This window comes from Pseudoramibacter alactolyticus ATCC 23263 (assembly GCF_000185505.1).
GTDB classification, from domain to species: Bacteria; Bacillota; Clostridia; order Eubacteriales; family Eubacteriaceae; genus Pseudoramibacter; species Pseudoramibacter alactolyticus.
In genome coordinates this window covers 1,945,741-1,960,294 of sequence record NZ_GL622359.1, presented here as the reverse complement: position 1 = coordinate 1,960,294, position 14,554 = coordinate 1,945,741, and the positions used below count along the sequence as shown (strand labels likewise).

At 57.1% G+C, this 14,554-nt stretch carries 16 protein-coding genes and 1 riboswitch; of the genes, 4 read left to right on the top strand and 12 right to left on the bottom strand.

The genetic code is table 11. The annotated features are described in order from the left end of the window. Positions 1-8: 8 nt before the first annotated feature. From HMPREF0721_RS09370 to pdxA, 4 genes are read right to left on the bottom strand one after another with little or no spacing between them, the layout of a single operon-like run. Positions 9-587 carry a YcxB family protein gene (locus HMPREF0721_RS09370; protein WP_006599491.1) on the bottom strand — a complete coding sequence of 193 codons (579 nt, stop codon included), beginning with the start codon at positions 585-587 and terminating at the stop codon, positions 9-11. Between the two features lie 42 nt (positions 588-629). Then, positions 630-1,682, bottom strand: coding sequence for a 2-keto-3-deoxygluconate permease (locus HMPREF0721_RS09365; RefSeq protein WP_006599490.1), 1,053 nt, complete (start codon positions 1,680-1,682; stop codon positions 630-632). Between the two features lie 20 nt (positions 1,683-1,702). Next, entirely contained in the window at positions 1,703-3,055 is a 1,353-nt protein-coding gene (locus HMPREF0721_RS09360; protein WP_006599489.1) for a four-carbon acid sugar kinase family protein, read from the bottom strand. Positions 3,056-3,073: 18 nt separating this feature from the next. Beyond that, entirely contained in the window at positions 3,074-4,093 is a 1,020-nt protein-coding gene (gene pdxA, locus HMPREF0721_RS09355; protein ID WP_006599488.1) for a 4-hydroxythreonine-4-phosphate dehydrogenase PdxA, read from the bottom strand. Between the two features lie 228 nt (positions 4,094-4,321). Beyond that, positions 4,322-4,421: riboswitch (TPP riboswitch) on the top strand. A 299-nt stretch (positions 4,422-4,720) separates the two neighbouring features. Between pdxA and thiW the strand changes: the two genes are divergently transcribed. The 3 genes from thiW to pgeF all read left to right on the top strand — a co-directional run bounded on the left by thiW (position 4,721) and on the right by pgeF (position 7,017). Then, a complete protein-coding gene (thiW, locus tag HMPREF0721_RS09350; protein WP_040640034.1) occupies positions 4,721-5,251 on the top strand; it encodes an energy coupling factor transporter S component ThiW in 531 nt (176 codons plus the stop codon). Then, positions 5,248-6,039: a hydroxyethylthiazole kinase gene (thiM, locus tag HMPREF0721_RS09345; protein WP_006599485.1), complete on the top strand. Its 792-nt coding sequence runs from the start codon at positions 5,248-5,250 to the stop codon at positions 6,037-6,039. Before thiW ends, thiM begins: the two co-directional genes overlap by 4 nt. A gap of 105 nt (positions 6,040-6,144) precedes the next feature. After that, on the top strand, positions 6,145-7,017 hold the full coding sequence (pgeF, locus tag HMPREF0721_RS09340; RefSeq protein WP_006599484.1) for a peptidoglycan editing factor PgeF: 873 nt from the start codon (positions 6,145-6,147) through the stop codon (positions 7,015-7,017). A gap of 66 nt (positions 7,018-7,083) precedes the next feature. On the opposite strand, the gene HMPREF0721_RS09335 is transcribed toward pgeF, so the two are convergent. Then, positions 7,084-7,296, bottom strand: a complete 213-nt coding sequence (locus HMPREF0721_RS09335) for a hypothetical protein (protein WP_040640033.1) — start codon at positions 7,294-7,296, stop codon at positions 7,084-7,086. Between the two features lie 148 nt (positions 7,297-7,444). Here HMPREF0721_RS09335 and HMPREF0721_RS09330 point away from each other — a divergent pair, with 148 nt between their 5' ends. After that, positions 7,445-7,981, top strand: coding sequence for an LOG family protein (locus tag HMPREF0721_RS09330; RefSeq protein ID WP_006599482.1), 537 nt, complete (start codon positions 7,445-7,447; stop codon positions 7,979-7,981). 67 nt (positions 7,982-8,048) lie between these two features. Here HMPREF0721_RS09330 and HMPREF0721_RS09325 read toward each other — a convergent pair whose 3' ends face one another. From HMPREF0721_RS09325 to HMPREF0721_RS09295, 7 genes are all read right to left on the bottom strand, one after another. Then, the gene (locus HMPREF0721_RS09325; RefSeq protein WP_006599481.1) at positions 8,049-8,777 is read right to left on the bottom strand and encodes a DUF554 domain-containing protein; all 729 of its coding nucleotides are present in this window, start codon (positions 8,775-8,777) and stop codon (positions 8,049-8,051) included. A gap of 62 nt (positions 8,778-8,839) precedes the next feature. Continuing rightward, positions 8,840-9,541 (bottom strand): methionine ABC transporter permease, encoded by a 702-nt coding sequence (locus HMPREF0721_RS09320; protein WP_006599480.1) that lies wholly within the window; start codon positions 9,539-9,541, stop codon positions 8,840-8,842. After that, the gene (locus HMPREF0721_RS09315; protein WP_040640032.1) at positions 9,538-10,542 is read right to left on the bottom strand and encodes a methionine ABC transporter ATP-binding protein; all 1,005 of its coding nucleotides are present in this window, start codon (positions 10,540-10,542) and stop codon (positions 9,538-9,540) included. The genes HMPREF0721_RS09320 and HMPREF0721_RS09315 overlap by 4 nt, the downstream gene beginning before the upstream one ends. A gap of 179 nt (positions 10,543-10,721) precedes the next feature. Next, positions 10,722-11,588 (bottom strand): MetQ/NlpA family ABC transporter substrate-binding protein, encoded by an 867-nt coding sequence (locus HMPREF0721_RS09310; protein ID WP_006599477.1) that lies wholly within the window; start codon positions 11,586-11,588, stop codon positions 10,722-10,724. Between the two features lie 328 nt (positions 11,589-11,916). Continuing rightward, complete coding sequence (locus HMPREF0721_RS09305; RefSeq protein WP_006599476.1) at positions 11,917-12,438, bottom strand: NUDIX domain-containing protein; 522 nt, start codon at positions 12,436-12,438, stop codon at positions 11,917-11,919. A 2-nt stretch (positions 12,439-12,440) separates the two neighbouring features. Then, the gene (locus tag HMPREF0721_RS09300) at positions 12,441-13,652 is read right to left on the bottom strand and encodes an iron-containing alcohol dehydrogenase (RefSeq protein ID WP_040640031.1); all 1,212 of its coding nucleotides are present in this window, start codon (positions 13,650-13,652) and stop codon (positions 12,441-12,443) included. Between the two features lie 119 nt (positions 13,653-13,771). Further along, positions 13,772-14,551: an MBL fold metallo-hydrolase gene (locus HMPREF0721_RS09295; RefSeq protein ID WP_040640030.1), complete on the bottom strand. Its 780-nt coding sequence runs from the start codon at positions 14,549-14,551 to the stop codon at positions 13,772-13,774. Between the last annotated feature and the right edge of the window lie 3 nt (positions 14,552-14,554).

The following is a 14,554-nucleotide window of genomic DNA, read 5'->3' as shown; positions in this document are numbered from 1 at the left end:
TTCCCCTGTTATTGCATCCTGACGTTTTTCAGGCCTAATTGCCTGGTGATCATCGTAAATGCGGGGACAAACTGATCGCCGAAATCGCCCTTCGGAATCACAATCGCCTCATCATTGTCGAGGTAAATGCCGATGGTTTTCGGCGTGACCACAGCTCGGCGCATCTCGCTCCACGGATAGATCCTCCTGTTTGTTCCCTGCTCGCCAATAATACCACACTTTTCGGAAAATGTCATCCGAACCGGCAAACGATAACGGCTTTCGCGCATGGCTTTTCGCGCGCGCCACTGCAGGGTCAGCGGCGTGTACCCCAGAAAGACGATGGCCACGGCAATATAAAGGCCGCAGGCCACCGCGCCGATCCCGGCGTTCACATACCGGAAAACACCGACAAACGCCACGGCGAGCCCCAGCACATTCGCGGCAAAGCCCGACGCCTTGGAATAGGCGTGAAACAAATAAAAATCAAAGAGCGCCGGCACCGTCATCTGGACGCGAAACGCGATGTCCGGCAAAGGCCTTCCGGTATCAATCGCCTCGGCCACGGCCTTCGCATCCATCGGTTCATTTTTAATCGGTTGGTCCATCCGTCTGTGCCCCCTTTCGCATCGAAGGGAAACCGTCCGCGTTTAGTGCGCCGTGTCCGCGATGGTTTCAAGCCCTTTTTGATAGGCCCAGCCCTCGGGAGAATAAATGCCCTTCTGTCGCTTCATCATGTACCGGTCAAAGGCCGCCGTGATAAACGGGCACAGGAAAAGCGTGATGATGGATGCCGTCGCACACTGGGCGGTGGCGATACCCGTGTATTTTTTCATGGCGGGATCGGCCTCGCCCACGGCCGCCGGCGTCATCGCCGAATTGAGCGCCGTTGTCCCGATGGCGGCCCCCATGGCGTTTCTTTCTTTCCTGGGCAAAATCAGATTGATCAGGAAGAAGAAGAGCACCGCCGTCGCCGCCGAAATCAAACCGAGGATGATCCCCGAAGCCCCCGCCGTCAAAATCGTCTTGATGTCGGTCTTGGCGCCGATCGAAATCGTCATGAAGAAGGTGACGATGGGCTGCGCGGTTTTGCACGCCGCGCGGAAATGGCTGTCCAGATTGCCCCAGACAAATCCGACGAGCAGCGGAATCAGCACCGCGACGAGAGACATCAGCGGAATATTGGCCAGCCCCGTCGCGCCGAGGGCCACCAAGGTGAAGAACGGCCCGTCGTTGAGCGACAAGATCGAAATGGCGCCGGTGTCCGTCGCGTTTCCGAACTGACTGGACAGCGAAATATATAAGGAGCCGTTGGAATTGGTGATCGCCGCAATCCACACGAAGGGCGCGATGCCCAAAAATCCGGCGGGACCGCACAATTTGCCGACGAGCAGTCCGACCAGTACGCCGAGAATAAATTTAAAGCCCGTCATCGTAACGCCTTTGTAAAGAGGCATCCCGACCTGCTTGATATCGATCATCGACCCGCAGACGATCAGAAAAAATCCCATCATGCACGCGTTGCCCTCGTAAAACAACGCCGTGACGTAACCGCCGATCTTAAAAAACTGCGGCACAAAGGTCGCCAGCAGCACCGCGATGACCAGCGGAATAATGACGAGGCCTCCCGGCAGCTCGCTCATCTTCTTGAGAATCTGAAAATCTCGCCGTTTGTTTTCCTGATTGGTTTGTTCTTTGTCCATTTTTCCTCTCTCCTGTGCAATTAATGTTCTCCTTGACGCGCCGCTTCCAAAAACAGGCGGTCCACAATCTTCCCCGCAATCTGATCGTCGCCGGTCAGGCCGCCCTTTCCGACGATGGGCAGACTGGCGTAGGCACCGGTCAGGCAGCCGATATCCGTCTGGGGGATCACATAATCGCGGACTTCAATGCAGCCGACGCCCATTTGGTAGCACACGTTCACCATGGTATCCCCGCCGGTGGTGTAAAGCCCCGCCACCTTGTCTCTGCCCGCCTGAGCCAGGGTCTCCGCAATGATGCTGCCAAGCCCGGCGTTGATGCAGTTGGCGCTCACGCCCCGGGCGTATCCATGGCGCCGGTCCTCCGCGTCAAGATCCAGCAGATCGCCGTGCAGCGCCGTTTCCAGCAAAATCGCCCGGGGCTGCCGGGGCTGCCTTAAAAGCGCGACCGTCTGTTCGACCGCCCGGGCGATTTCGGCCGTCGCGGTTTCCGCCCCGTGAATCAGCGCCAGCGGATCCACCTCGATATGCGCGACGCGATCGTCCTCACACAAAACGGCCATCTGCCGCTTGGTGACCGGTGTCGCGCTGCCGGCGGCAATCAGTACGGTCTTGCCGGATACCGGCTGAACATCCGGAATATTGGGCTGCTCGATCTCCGTCAAGCCGCGGTGGAAAGCCAGCTTCGCCGTGAACGGGCCGGGATCCACCGCCAATATCGGCCGGCCCAGCGCGATGGCCGCCCGGGCGATCGCATCGATATCCTCGATGGCGACGGCATCCGCCAGAATCACTTTTGCGCCTGCCGCCGCTTTGCCTGCCAGCGCTTTTTTGATGGCTGTTTCTCCCGCCAGCACCGTCTCCAGCGTGACCAAATCCGTCCGACGCTTGGTTTGCCCTGCGATCAGCTTTGGAATATAGTTTTCCGTCACCGGCGTGCGCACATCCTGCGCGACCGGCGTGCGGATCAGCGCCACATTATCAATCACCGAAAAACCGCCGACCATGATGCGTCTTGACTGCGGCATCGCCGGCACGACCACCGCCAAAGTATCTTCGGGCAAACGGTCGAGCATCGCGTCAATTTCGACACCGATCCCGCCGCGCAGCGTTGTGTCGATGCGCTTTGAAAAATAGCGTACCCCCATATTTTTGAGCGCTTCCGTCGCCGCAGCCACCCGGCCGTAAGCCTCGTCCGCCGCCAATGCCCGCGAGCTGCTGCTGATCAAAACCGCGTCGAGCGCCGACAAGTCCTCGGCGCCTTCGGCTTCACCCACGTTAAAAAACACGGCCGTCCTGGCCTTGGATCTGGCCAGCAAAACGCCGGTGGTTGTCGCCCCGGTTAAATCATCGGCCACCACACCTATTTTTGGCATCTCATCCCCCTCGTTTTATTATTTCGCCGCCCGGCTGTGCTTGCGAATCGCATATTCCGCGCACACCTTGGTCGACTCGATCAGACTGACGCAGTTCGCAATGCCCTTGCCGGCGATATCGAAGGCCGTGCCGTGATCCACCGATCCGCGGATAAAGGGCAGCCCCCAAGTAATCGTGACCGACTTTTCAAAATCGAGGGTTTTGCAGGCAATGTGTCCCTGATCGTGGTATTCCGACAAAATAGCGTCAAATTTGCCGCTTTTCCCGATATTGAAGATCGAATCGGCGGGAATCGGGCCCACGGCGTTGATGCCTTCGGCTTTTGCCGCCTCGACCGCCGGGCCGATTTCGTCGATTTCTTCCCGGCCAAACAAGCCGTTATCGCCGTTATGAGGATTGATGCCCGCCACCGCAATCAGCGGGCAGTCGATGCCGACGCCGCGCAGTTCCTTATCGATATTGCGAATATAATCGAGCACAACATCCTTGGTCGCAAAATGCACGGCGTCGATCAGCGACATGTGCCGGCTGACGAAAAACACCCGCAGCTTGTGGCAGGAGAACATGGTCAGCGCGTAGGGCGAATGGGTCGCGTTCTGGTAAATTTCCGTGTGCCCCGGCTCCTTCACGCCAACCAGCTTGATCGCCTGTTTGTTGATCGGCGCCGTCGAAACCGCGTCGACCTTGCCGGCCATTCCCAGCTCGATGGATTTCATAATAAAGTCGATGGCCATCTGTCCGGCCAATGGCTGAACCATACCCCACTGAAGCGTATCGGTATCGTAATCTCCGGTTTCGATCACGTCGATAACCCCGAAGGTATATTCGGCTTCACCAGGATCTGAGATCCGGCGAAACTGAACGCTTCTACCTAAAACGGCCGCCGCCTTTTCAAGCACGGCCGCGCTGCCAATCACAAAAGGCCTGCAGCAGACATGAATATCGTGATCCACCATCGTCCCGATCACCGTTTCCGGGCCGATGCCGACCGGATCGCCCATGGTAATGGCCATAACAGGTTTAAATTGTGTTTCCATTGTAAAGTCCTTTCATTTATTTTCTTTTTTCTTTGTTTTTTACTTTTATTTTTTCTTTTTCTATTTTATCAGCTCATTTAATCCATTTCAAGCTGTTTTTATTAAATTTTTAATTTATTTTTCTTTCTTTTACTTTTACTATTTTTGTTTTTATTTTCGTTTTTAGAATGTCGTGTCGAAACTATATCTCCATTCATTTGACAACGGGCGCTCGCCGTGGGATAATCGCTTTATTCACAGGGGAGCCACGTGCTGAGAGGAAGCTTTTGTTTCGACCCTTTCACCTGATGCGGATAATGCCGACGTAGGAAGTGCTTGAATAAACAATCATGCTGATAACGGCAGGCCGCGACGGGCCCCTGCCGTTTTTTGTTGTTTAATTCAATCTGCGCACAGCGCGAAAGGATGTGACCATTGGGAAGATAGGCACCTGCAGCCGCGGGAACGGACCGGAGGGGAGCGCCTCGGATCCGAGCCGATACCAGCGATGGGAAGCCGTGTTCCGGCGTGAGAGGAGACCAGCGAGTCTCGACCGAGAAACGTCGTCCAACCCGGGCGATCTGCCGTATTTGGAAGACCGCTGCTTCCGGCGGTCTTGCTTCGAATGTTTTCCTTCAGGAGGTTCTCGTGTCTCAATCTGCTTTTAATACGCGCAAGCTTGCCATTGCGGCCCTGCTTTGCGCCCTCGCCGTCGTCGGCTCTTTGTTTTCTTTTCCGGTTTTCGGTTCCAAATGCGCACCGGTGCAGCATGTGGTCAATATTCTCTGTGCCGTCCTGCTCGGGCCTTTCTGGGGCGTGTTCGTCGCCTTTGCCGCAAGCCTTCTGCGCAATCTCTTCGGCCTCGGTACGGTGCTGGCCTTCCCCGGCAGCATGTGCGGCGCCTTGCTTTGCGGCTTGGTGTACTGGCGTTTTAAAAATCTTTTTGCCACCCTGGCTGCAGAAATTTTCGGCACCGGCATCGTCGGCGGGCTGTTGTCTTATCCCGTCGCTGTGACCTTCATGGGGATTGCCGCCGGTTCCGTTGCGTTTTACGCCTTTGTGATGCCTTTCCTGATTTCCACGATCGGCGGCGCCATTCTCGCCGGTATTCTGGTTGCTGCCCTGCAGAAGAACGGCGCCCTGGGCAGGATGCAGTTAATCCTTCGTCCCCGCACATGAGCGACCGTCTAAAAGCTTTGCGCGCGGCCCGGCCGCTGGTGCACTGTGTCGCCAATACGGTCTCTTCCGAGAGCTGTGCCAATCTGCTGCTGGCCCTCGGGGCGAGCCCCATCATGGCGCAGGCCCCGGAGGAAATGGCCGCTGTCACCGCCGCAGCCCAGGCCACCGTGCTCAATGCCGGCACCCCGGATGCTGTCAGATGGAGCGCCTGCCACACCTGTCTTCGCGCCGCCGATCATCCCGTCGTTCTCGATCCGGTCGGCGTCGGCGTGAGCCCCTGGCGCGCTGAAAAAGTCCGTGCGCTGCTCAGCCTTCGCCACCCCGATATTTTGCGGGTCAACGCCGGCGAAGCGCAGACCCTTCTGGGTATGGACAGCCGCAGCCAGGGCGTCGACTGCCCCAAGGGGCTCCCCTGCGATCAGGCAACGGCTCTGGCGCAGCGCCTCGCCCGGCTCCGGCACTGCGTGGTTTTACTCACTGGCGCGCTGGACGCCGTCAGCGACGGCCAAAAAACCTGCTGCATTGCCGGCGGCAACCCGCTGATGAGCCGAATCACCGGCAGCGGCGATATGCTCTCCTGCCTTTGCGGCGCCTTCGCCACGGTAGCCGATGCCTTCACGGCGGCCGTCACCGCATCCGCCTTCTGGAAGCTTTGCGCCGAGCGCGCGGCGGCAACCGCTCCGGCTCCCGGCCGTTTTCGCGCCGCTTTGATCGACAACGTCTATATCCTCGACGATCGCGAACTCGCAGCGGCCATGGCGGGGCGCGGCCTTTTATCCTTCATCTGACACGCGCTGCGTGTCTTTTTTTATTTGCAAAACAGGCCCGTCTTGCATACAATAAGGCCATCCCATCCGGATTTAAAATTTCATTCGAGCACATGTGAGGTTATCATGCACTGCTTTCATCCCATTCGCCGCAAAGGTCCCCGCCCGGTGATGCGCCAGCAGGTTTACGAAGCCGAGGGCATCGCCACCGAATTCCTGACCTTCCCCAGCCTCGACGCCACCGGCATCGTCGATCATTTTTTCTCCACCCGCGTCGGCGGCCGCAGCACCGGCGACTTCGCTGAAATGAACTTTAACTTTCACCGCGAGGCCGACGCCCGGGCTGTCGCCGCCAACTATCGCCGGGCCGCTGCCATTCTGGGCGGCGGGCGCACCATCTCTGACTTTGTCATCACCCGGCAAACACACGGCGACCACGTCCGGCGCGTGACCGCGGCCGACCGGGGGCAGGGCGTTACCCGGCCGGCGAACTACCATGCCGTCGACGCCTTGATCACCAATGTGCCCGGCATTATTCTCACCGTCTACACCGCCGACTGCGTGCCCGTATATCTGGTGGACCCGGCGCATCGGGCCATCGGCCTGGCCCATTCCGGCTGGCGGGGCACCGTCGCCAAAATCACGGCCAAAACCTTAGCCGCCATGCACGCCGCCTACGGCACAAACGCCGCGGACTGCATCTGCGCCATCGGCCCATCCATCTGCCGGGATTGTTATGAAATCTCCGAGGATGTGGCCGATGCCTTTCGCAAAGCCTTTGGCCCGGCAGCGAAGAGTCTGCTCACGCCCACGCGTCCAGGCCACTGCCTGCTCAATCTTTGGGCGGCAGGCCGCCTGATCCTCGAGGATGCCGGTGTGCCGTCCGCCGCCATCGCCGTCACCGATATCTGCACCCGCTGCAACCCCGAGTTGCTCTTCTCCCACCGCGCCGCCGGCGAACGCCGGGGCAACTGCTGCGCATTTCTGAGTTTAAAATGATTTCTCCCCAATAAAAAAACGCCGCTTCCTTTTTCACCCTTCGATGATTCGGAAACGGCGCCTGTTTTAATCCGCAGCCCTCAGCCAGCGGATGAGCCACACCACGCCGAGGAGCACAAAAACGCCCCCGGCCGCACAGCAAAAGACGGCCACACCGCGTTCGGTGCCCGCTGCCGCTTTGCCCCCGCCATAAAGCAGCAGCAAAAGGCCAAAAGCCAGATTCGCCAGCATGCTGCTCATCGCCTGCTGTTTCGAATAGTTTTTATTCCGATTGAACAAAGAAGATCCTCCTCCCTTTTTCGCCCATTATACCTTTGGCGTTTGCGGCCTGTCAATGTGCCGGCTGCCGCCGGGCAATTAAGCCAGCGTTCAGCCACACCTGCTATTTTAATAGTACGCAATTTCATCGACTAACAAGGAGCAAATCATGAACATCACTGTTTTCTGCGGATCGCGCTTCGGCACCGACCCCGACTTTAAACAAGCCGCTGCCGATCTGGGCACTTGGATTGGCAAAAACGGCCACTGCCTGATTTACGGCAGCGGCTGGACCGGCCTGATGGGCACCGTTGCCGACGCGACCTTAGATGCCGGCGGCCGGGTGATCGGCGTTATTCCCGAATTTCTCAAGGCCATCGAAAAGCCCCACGAACTCATCAACAAAACCATCACCGTGGAAACCATGGCCGAGCGCAAAACCATTATGCGCAAGCTGGGCGACGCCTTTATCGCTCTGCCCGGCGGCCCCGGCACGATGGAAGAAATCACCGAGGTGATTTCTTTGGCCAAGCTCAACCGGCACCACAAACCCTGCGTCGTTTTTAATCAAAAAGGCTTTTACGACTCGTTTAAGACGCTTTACGACGAAATGGTCGCCAAGGACTTTCTCGATCAACCCGGCCGGGACAAGATCGTCATTGCCGACAGCATTGAAGCCGTCGAAGCCGCCTTGGGCCATCAATAATAAACGCACAAAAATAAGGGACCGCGGTCCCTTATTTTTGTGCGCCGATTCGCGCAGCCGTCAGGCGTTAAAGCAACGGCATCAGATAGGTTGTCCACGCCCAGCTGAATGGAATGACCAGCACCATGGCAGGCAGCATGTTGGCGATGGGAAATTCCTTGATGCCGGCAATGCACAGTCCTGTCGCGATGAGCAGGATGCCGCCGCAGGCTTTAAAATCTGCGATCATCATCGGCGTGGTCACCGGCAGAATCAGTCGCGCCAGCACGAACATCAGTGAAAACACGGCCAGCTGCGGAATCGCCACGGCCGAAATCACCGGCCCCAATTTGGTCGCAAAAATCATCGCTGTGAAGAAATCGAGCACCGACTTGGACAGAAGAATGGCGACATTTCCCGTCATGCCGGCATTCAGACTGCCGTAAATCCCCGTCGCGCTGGAGCAGAACAGCACGATCACCGTCAAGAGCTGCATGTCAAAGACCTCTTCCGAGAGGTCTTTTTTCTGCGGCCGGGGAATGACCCGCGCAGCCAGCCGCTGCAAGCCCGTGCCGCCCCGGCGGATCAGCACATCCAGCCCGAAAATCAAACCGAGCACCGTGCCCACCACCACGGACAAAATCACCGCGGGCATGTTCTTCATCATCACGATGGAGGCCACACCCATGCCCACCGCGCAGACGCTGAAGGCCAGCTTGATCTTCTCCATAAAAGCCTCGGGGATTCTGGACCCCAACCCAGAGCCGATCAGCCCCCCAATCACCACCGCCAATACGTTCACTGCAATACCAATCATTCGTTAACCTCCCCTATGAATTCTTTTTGCCGCCGGCTCGCATCCCCCCGGTCGCCTGCCGGTTACTTCTTCAGCCGCTTATCGCTGGCAATCGCCCAGTGATCGCCCACCGTCTGGAAAATCTGCACCAGCACGATCAGCAGGATCACCGCCGCCACCATCACCAAATATTTATAGCGGTAATAGCCGTAGTTAATGGCGATTTTCCCGAGGCCGCCGCCGCCGATGATGCCGCTCATCGCCGAGTAAGACAAAATGGTCGTGATGGCGATGGTCGCATTGGACACCAACGAGGGCACACTTTCCGGGATCATCACCTTGGTGATGATCTGAAACGGGGACGCACCCATGCTCTGGGCCGCCTCCACGATATTTGGATCCACCTCCCGCAGGCTGCTTTCCACCAGACGCGCCACAAAAGGAAAGGACGCGATCACCAGCGGCACGATGGAGGCCGTGGTCCCGATGGAGGTGCCGACGATGGCCCGGGTCAGCGGGATCACCAAAATCATCAGAATCAAAAACGGCACCGAACGCAACAAGTTGATGATGATGCCCAGCCCGTGCATCAAGCCGCGGGGCAGGGGCAGCACGCCGTCCTTGTCCCCCACCACCAGCAAAATGCCCAGCGGCAGACCGATGACGATGGCCAGCGCCGTGGCCACAAAGGTGATGTACACCGTTTCCCACAGCGCCAAGGGAAATTCCGTCTGGATGATATTCAGCGCCTCCCGGGACGCCGCTGATGCAAACAAACCGCTCATTCTGTCACCTCCTCGGCGCGCACGCCGCCGCTTTGATTTAAATAAACCATCGCGTCCTGAAAATCCGTTCCCTTATCTTCAATGCTCAAAATCATTTTGCCAAAGGCCTTCCCCTCCACCGAGCGGGTCGAAGCCGAAAGGATATTGGCCTGAATCCCTTTTTCGATGGCCAGTTTCGCAATGAGCGGCGTCTCTGTGGTCTCCGAATCGTCGAAAGATAAGCGCATGGCCCGAGAGCCTTCGGGAATCACAAAGCTTTCGTCCTCCCGGTCCGGGTTGACCAGGCGTTTAGCCGCATCGCTCCGGGGATTGGCAAAGACCGAACGCACCGATCCCTTCTCCACCACGGTTCCCCGGTCCAAAATCGCCACCTTGTTGCAGATGGCTTCCACCACCGACATCTGGTGGGTGATGATGATGACGGTGATGCCCAGCTTGCGGTTGATCTCCCGGATGAGCGCGAGAATCTGCTGGGTCGTTTTCGGATCGAGGGCGCTGGTCGCTTCGTCGCAAAGCAGCACCCTGGGATTGGTAGCCAGCGCGCGGGCGATGGCGATGCGCTGCTGCTGCCCGCCGGAAAGCTGTGCCGGATAGGCCCCCGCCTTGTCCGGCAGGCCGACCGTCTCCAGCAACTCCCGGGCGCGGGCTTCGGCTTTCGCCTTGGGTGTGCCCGTCAGCTCCAGCGGGAAACAAACGTTTTTCAGACAGGTGCGCTGCATCAGCAGGTTAAAATTCTGAAAAATCATCGTAACGCCGCGCCGCACCTGGCGTAGATCCTTTTCCGACAAGGTGCCGACATCGGTCCCGTCGATGGTCACGCTGCCTTCCGTGGGCCGCTCGAGCATGTTGATGCAGCGAACAAGGGTGCTCTTGCCCGCGCCGCTCATGCCGATGATCCCGTAAATATCGCCATCGTCCACAGTGATGTCAATATGCTTCAGGGCGTGGACCTCGCGGTCTGTCGTCTCGAAGGTTTTCGACAGATTTTTGATCGCAATCATTGCTTTTCTCCCCATCAACCCAATCGCGCGATGCACGCGAGCCCTCTTGCTGCGCGTCCTCGGCACGGTGCTGTTAAACACAGATAATAAAATGCGCCGGTCTGCCCATGAGCAGCCGACGCATATATTATACCGATTCCTGAAGATTTTTTCAAAACTTTTTCGGATGCGCCGCCCGCTTATTTGAGCGCGTTCAGCGAATCCTGCTTGCCTCCATAAAGACCCATGGGCTCCACGTGAATGGCCCCCGCCGAGACGATCGCCGTCTTGTTTTCTTTATTGAAATCGTCGAGATAGGGCTTATGCTGGAAATAATTGGCGTCCATTTCGCCGCTGTTCACGACATTGTTGGGCTGCACGTAGTCGGTGAATTCCTTCACGCTCAGGGTCACGCCCTTTTTCGACAGGATCTTCTTAGCCTGGGCCAGAATTTCGGCATGCGGGGTCGGCGAGGCGGCCACCGTAATCGTCCGGCCCTTGAGCGCTGCATAGTCCACCGTACTGTCGTAACCGTTGCCTGGGTTTTTCACCGTCGAAACGATGGCACCTTTGTATTTCGTCTTAATATAGTCCGCAACCTGTTTGCTTTCGAGGGCCGCGACCAAGGCCTTGGTTTTCGCGGTCTTCTCGTTGCCCTTCTTCACGGCAACGATATTCGCATAGGGCGAGGACGATCCTTCCTGAGTCAGCGCATCCTTTTTCGGATTAAGCTTCGCTTCGATGGCGTAGTTCGAGTTGATCACCGCGTAGTCCACATCCTTCAGGACATTGGGCACCTGAGCCGCCTCCACTTCCTTGAATTTGATATGCTTCGGGTTGCTCTTGATGTCTTTAACGGTGGCCTGGATGCCGGCGTCCTTCTTGAGGGTGATATAGCCCTTATCCTGTAAAAGTAGCAATGCCCGGGCTTCGTTGGTGGTGTCGTTGGGCACCGCGATGGTCAGTTCTTTGCTTCCGCCGCAGGCCGTGAGCCCAAGCCCGACCAATACGATGCCCGCTGTCAATGCCAGTGCCGCCAATGCCTTTTTGCCAAATAATTTTTTCATCAATGCTCCTCCATTTGAAATTTTATTTTTTAACCTTTAATCCCATGATATGAACAGCACATTCGCTGATTTTTAATATTGGTAGCAACCAAAATCGCCGTGTGCATGGCTTCCTCCTCCATCGAATCCGTGGTTTATCCATTTGTTAACTATGTTTTAAACTATAAAGCATTCCGCTGCGCCTGTCAAGCTTTTATTAAGTTTTTTCTTAATGCCTTTTTGGCTTTCTATTCACGTCAGCTTTGCCATGGGATTATTTTCCTTGCCGTCACCGGATCGCATAAAAAAAGACAGCCTGCCGAAGCAAGCTGTCCTGTGAAAAACGGCTTCATTCATCCCATGCGCGCTGTGCCAAAGCCGCCGTTAATATGGCGGCATGGTCAAAGGCCAAATCCTGAAAGGTCATCGCCTCATCGCCGCGATGCAGGATTTGCCCCGCCGCGTCGATCCGCCACCAAGCGGTTGCCGCTGCATCGTCTCCGGCGCGGGGAATAACGACCGCTTTTCGAACGCAGCTGCTGTAGGCCGCCGAGATGGTCCAGCCCCGGGGATCCCGGCCCGGCTCCGAAAAGACGCCAATCAGGGTGAGCGGCAAACCGGTCAGGCCGGTTTCCTCCGCAAGCTCCCGGGCTGCCGTCTGCGCCAGCGGCTCATCCGGATTGGCAAAGCCGCCGGGCAGCGCCCAGCATCCCAAAAAAGGATGGCCGCCCCGCCGCACCAAAAGCACCTCGTCCCGGTCGTTTAAAATCACGATATCTGCGGTGACCGCCGGCTTAGGGTAGCGGTCCGGGTCGTAGGCCGCCAAAAATTCGGCTTCCGTCAGTCCTTGCCTGTCCCGCCGCTTCGCCATCGTTAAAAATCAACCTCGGTGTCGTAGTAGCAGCATTTGAGCAGCGCTTCCATCTCTTCCTGAGAAGGCTGGCGCGGGCTCGAGGGCGTGCAGGCATCCGCAATGGCATTCTTCGCGATTTCCGGCAGGCGTTCCAGAAATACGGCTTCCGGCACGAAGCCCTGTTCCGCCGGATAAGCGTCGGCGCCGTAAGTGCCGATCCCGTGGGGAATGTTCAGCGCGTCGCTCATGGCCCGCAGCTCGGCAATCAGGCTCGCCACCTTTTCGCCGTCGTCTTTGCCGGCCAGCCCCATCGTATCCGCAATGCGGCCGTAACGCGCCTTCGCCGCCGGGTCCGCCGCATTGAAGGCCACCACCTTGGGCAGATACATAGCGTTGGCCGCCCCGTGAATAATGTGGGCGCCGTAATCCGCAAAAGCCGCCCCAGTTTTGTGCGCCATGGAATGGACGATGCCCAGCAGCGCGTTGGAGAAGGCCATGCCGGCCAAACACTGGGCGTCGTGCATGACGGCGCGGGCCTGCTGATCCCCATTGTAGGAAGCGATCAGATTGTTGTGAACCAATTCGATGGCGTGAAGCGCCAGCCCGTCGGAATAAGCGCTGTTCGCCGTGGAGACATAGGCCTCGATGGCATGGGTCAGGGCGTCCATCCCGGTGTGGGCCACCTGCTTTTGAGGCAGCGCTGCCACCAGGGCCGCATCGACAATGGCGATGTCCGGCGTGATTTCATAATCGGCGATGGGATATTTAATGCCTTTGCTGTAATCCGTGATAATGGAAAACGCCGTGACCTCCGTCGCCGTGCCGGAAGTGGAGGGAATCGCCGCAAAATGCGCTTTCTGGCGCAGCTTTGGCAGGGGTTTCTGCATGTCTTCAAAGGTGATATCCGGCACTTCGTATTTGATCCACATGGCCTTGGCCGCGTCGATGACAGAACCGCCCCCCATGGCCACAATCCAGTCCGGTTTAAAATCCAGCATGGCCTGCGCGCCCTGCATCACCGTTTCGATGGATGGGTCCGCCTCAATGCCTTCATAAACGCTGATCGCAAAACCGGCTTCCACCAAATAATCACAGGCCTGCTGCAAGAAGCCGCCGCGCTTCATCGAGCCGCCGCCCACCAGCACCATGGCCTTGCTGCCTTTGAGTTCTTTTAAAACGGCCAGTGCGCCCTCGCCGTGATATAAATCTCTGGGCAATGTAAATCGTTGCATAATTGTCCTCCTTTGATCATCCGCCGCCATTTCACTGACTAATAAATGGCTTAATTTTGTTTGTTAATAGATTAACATGTTCAATGGATTTTTTCAATATTTTTCCGAATGCAGCCGCTTCATTTGAGGAAATTTAAAGAATTGGTTAGACCAAAAAGTTCGGCCTGTTCGTACTTAGCCTTGTCTGCGCCATCTGTAAACCCGTTGTGCGCGGTAAAGACATACTTCACCTGCGACAAATCGATCCGTCTCTTAAGACGCTTAAGCGATTGAATATTCATCTTGCTGTCATCATTAAAGAGGTCGAAAAAGCACCAGCCGCCCGCCTGATTGAGCGCGATGGCATCACCCGTAAAAAGCATCGAGTCGTCAATGAGATAGCAAAGATGTCCCCGCGTGTGCCCGGGTACCAAATAGGCATGAACCTTGATACCGCCGATCCGAACGACCGCTTCATCCTTGAGCAGACGATATCCGCGCCTTATCGTCACGGAATTTTTCAAGCCGAAAGGGCCTACTTTCTTACGATAATAAGTGTTTTTCAGATAATTTTCTTCGATTTCCCCGAGATAGACCCTCGCGCTGCCAAAATGATTTTTTTGTCCAGTATCGAGCCCGCCCGCATGGTCGGGATCGGCATGGGTAAGAAACAGCGCTTCCGTTTTTTCGGGGCTTACGCCTATCTCTTCGCACGCCGCCAGAAAGCCCCCGTGGTTCTTATATCCCGCATCGACGGCTATCTGCGTGCCACCCTTGCGTATGAAAAAGAGATTGACATCATTTTCCCGGACACAGCTCACCGTATCGGTGAGCGCACCCGTTTCCTCGGGGTGAAACGCCCCTTTTCCCCGATACAGCCTCGGAACGATGCGAACCGCAAAATAATCCATGATATCCATACC

What these genes read in the sequence shown, in the direction of transcription:
- HMPREF0721_RS09370 (WP_006599491.1), bottom strand. Translation starts at nt 587, where the DNA reads ATGGACCAACCGATTAAAAATGAACCGATGGATGCGAAGGCCGTGGCC.
- HMPREF0721_RS09320 (WP_006599480.1), bottom strand. Translation starts at nt 9,541, where the DNA reads ATGAGCGGTTTGTTTGCATCAGCGGCGTCCCGGGAGGCGCTGAATATC.
- HMPREF0721_RS09365 (WP_006599490.1), bottom strand. Translation starts at nt 1,682, where the DNA reads ATGGACAAAGAACAAACCAATCAGGAAAACAAACGGCGAGATTTTCAG.
- HMPREF0721_RS09315 (WP_040640032.1), bottom strand. Translation starts at nt 10,542, where the DNA reads ATGATTGCGATCAAAAATCTGTCGAAAACCTTCGAGACGACAGACCGC.
- HMPREF0721_RS09310 (WP_006599477.1), bottom strand. Translation starts at nt 11,588, where the DNA reads ATGAAAAAATTATTTGGCAAAAAGGCATTGGCGGCACTGGCATTGACA.
- HMPREF0721_RS09295 (WP_040640030.1), bottom strand. Translation starts at nt 14,551, where the DNA reads ATGGATATCATGGATTATTTTGCGGTTCGCATCGTTCCGAGGCTGTAT.
- pgeF (WP_006599484.1), top strand. Translation starts at nt 6,145, where the DNA reads ATGCACTGCTTTCATCCCATTCGCCGCAAAGGTCCCCGCCCGGTGATG.
- HMPREF0721_RS09325 (WP_006599481.1), bottom strand. Translation starts at nt 8,777, where the DNA reads ATGATTGGTATTGCAGTGAACGTATTGGCGGTGGTGATTGGGGGGCTG.
- thiM (WP_006599485.1), top strand. Translation starts at nt 5,248, where the DNA reads ATGAGCGACCGTCTAAAAGCTTTGCGCGCGGCCCGGCCGCTGGTGCAC.
- HMPREF0721_RS09330 (WP_006599482.1), top strand. Translation starts at nt 7,445, where the DNA reads ATGAACATCACTGTTTTCTGCGGATCGCGCTTCGGCACCGACCCCGAC.
- HMPREF0721_RS09300 (WP_040640031.1), bottom strand. Translation starts at nt 13,652, where the DNA reads ATGCAACGATTTACATTGCCCAGAGATTTATATCACGGCGAGGGCGCA.
- pdxA (WP_006599488.1), bottom strand. Translation starts at nt 4,093, where the DNA reads ATGGAAACACAATTTAAACCTGTTATGGCCATTACCATGGGCGATCCG.
- HMPREF0721_RS09305 (WP_006599476.1), bottom strand. Translation starts at nt 12,438, where the DNA reads ATGGCGAAGCGGCGGGACAGGCAAGGACTGACGGAAGCCGAATTTTTG.
- HMPREF0721_RS09360 (WP_006599489.1), bottom strand. Translation starts at nt 3,055, where the DNA reads ATGCCAAAAATAGGTGTGGTGGCCGATGATTTAACCGGGGCGACAACC.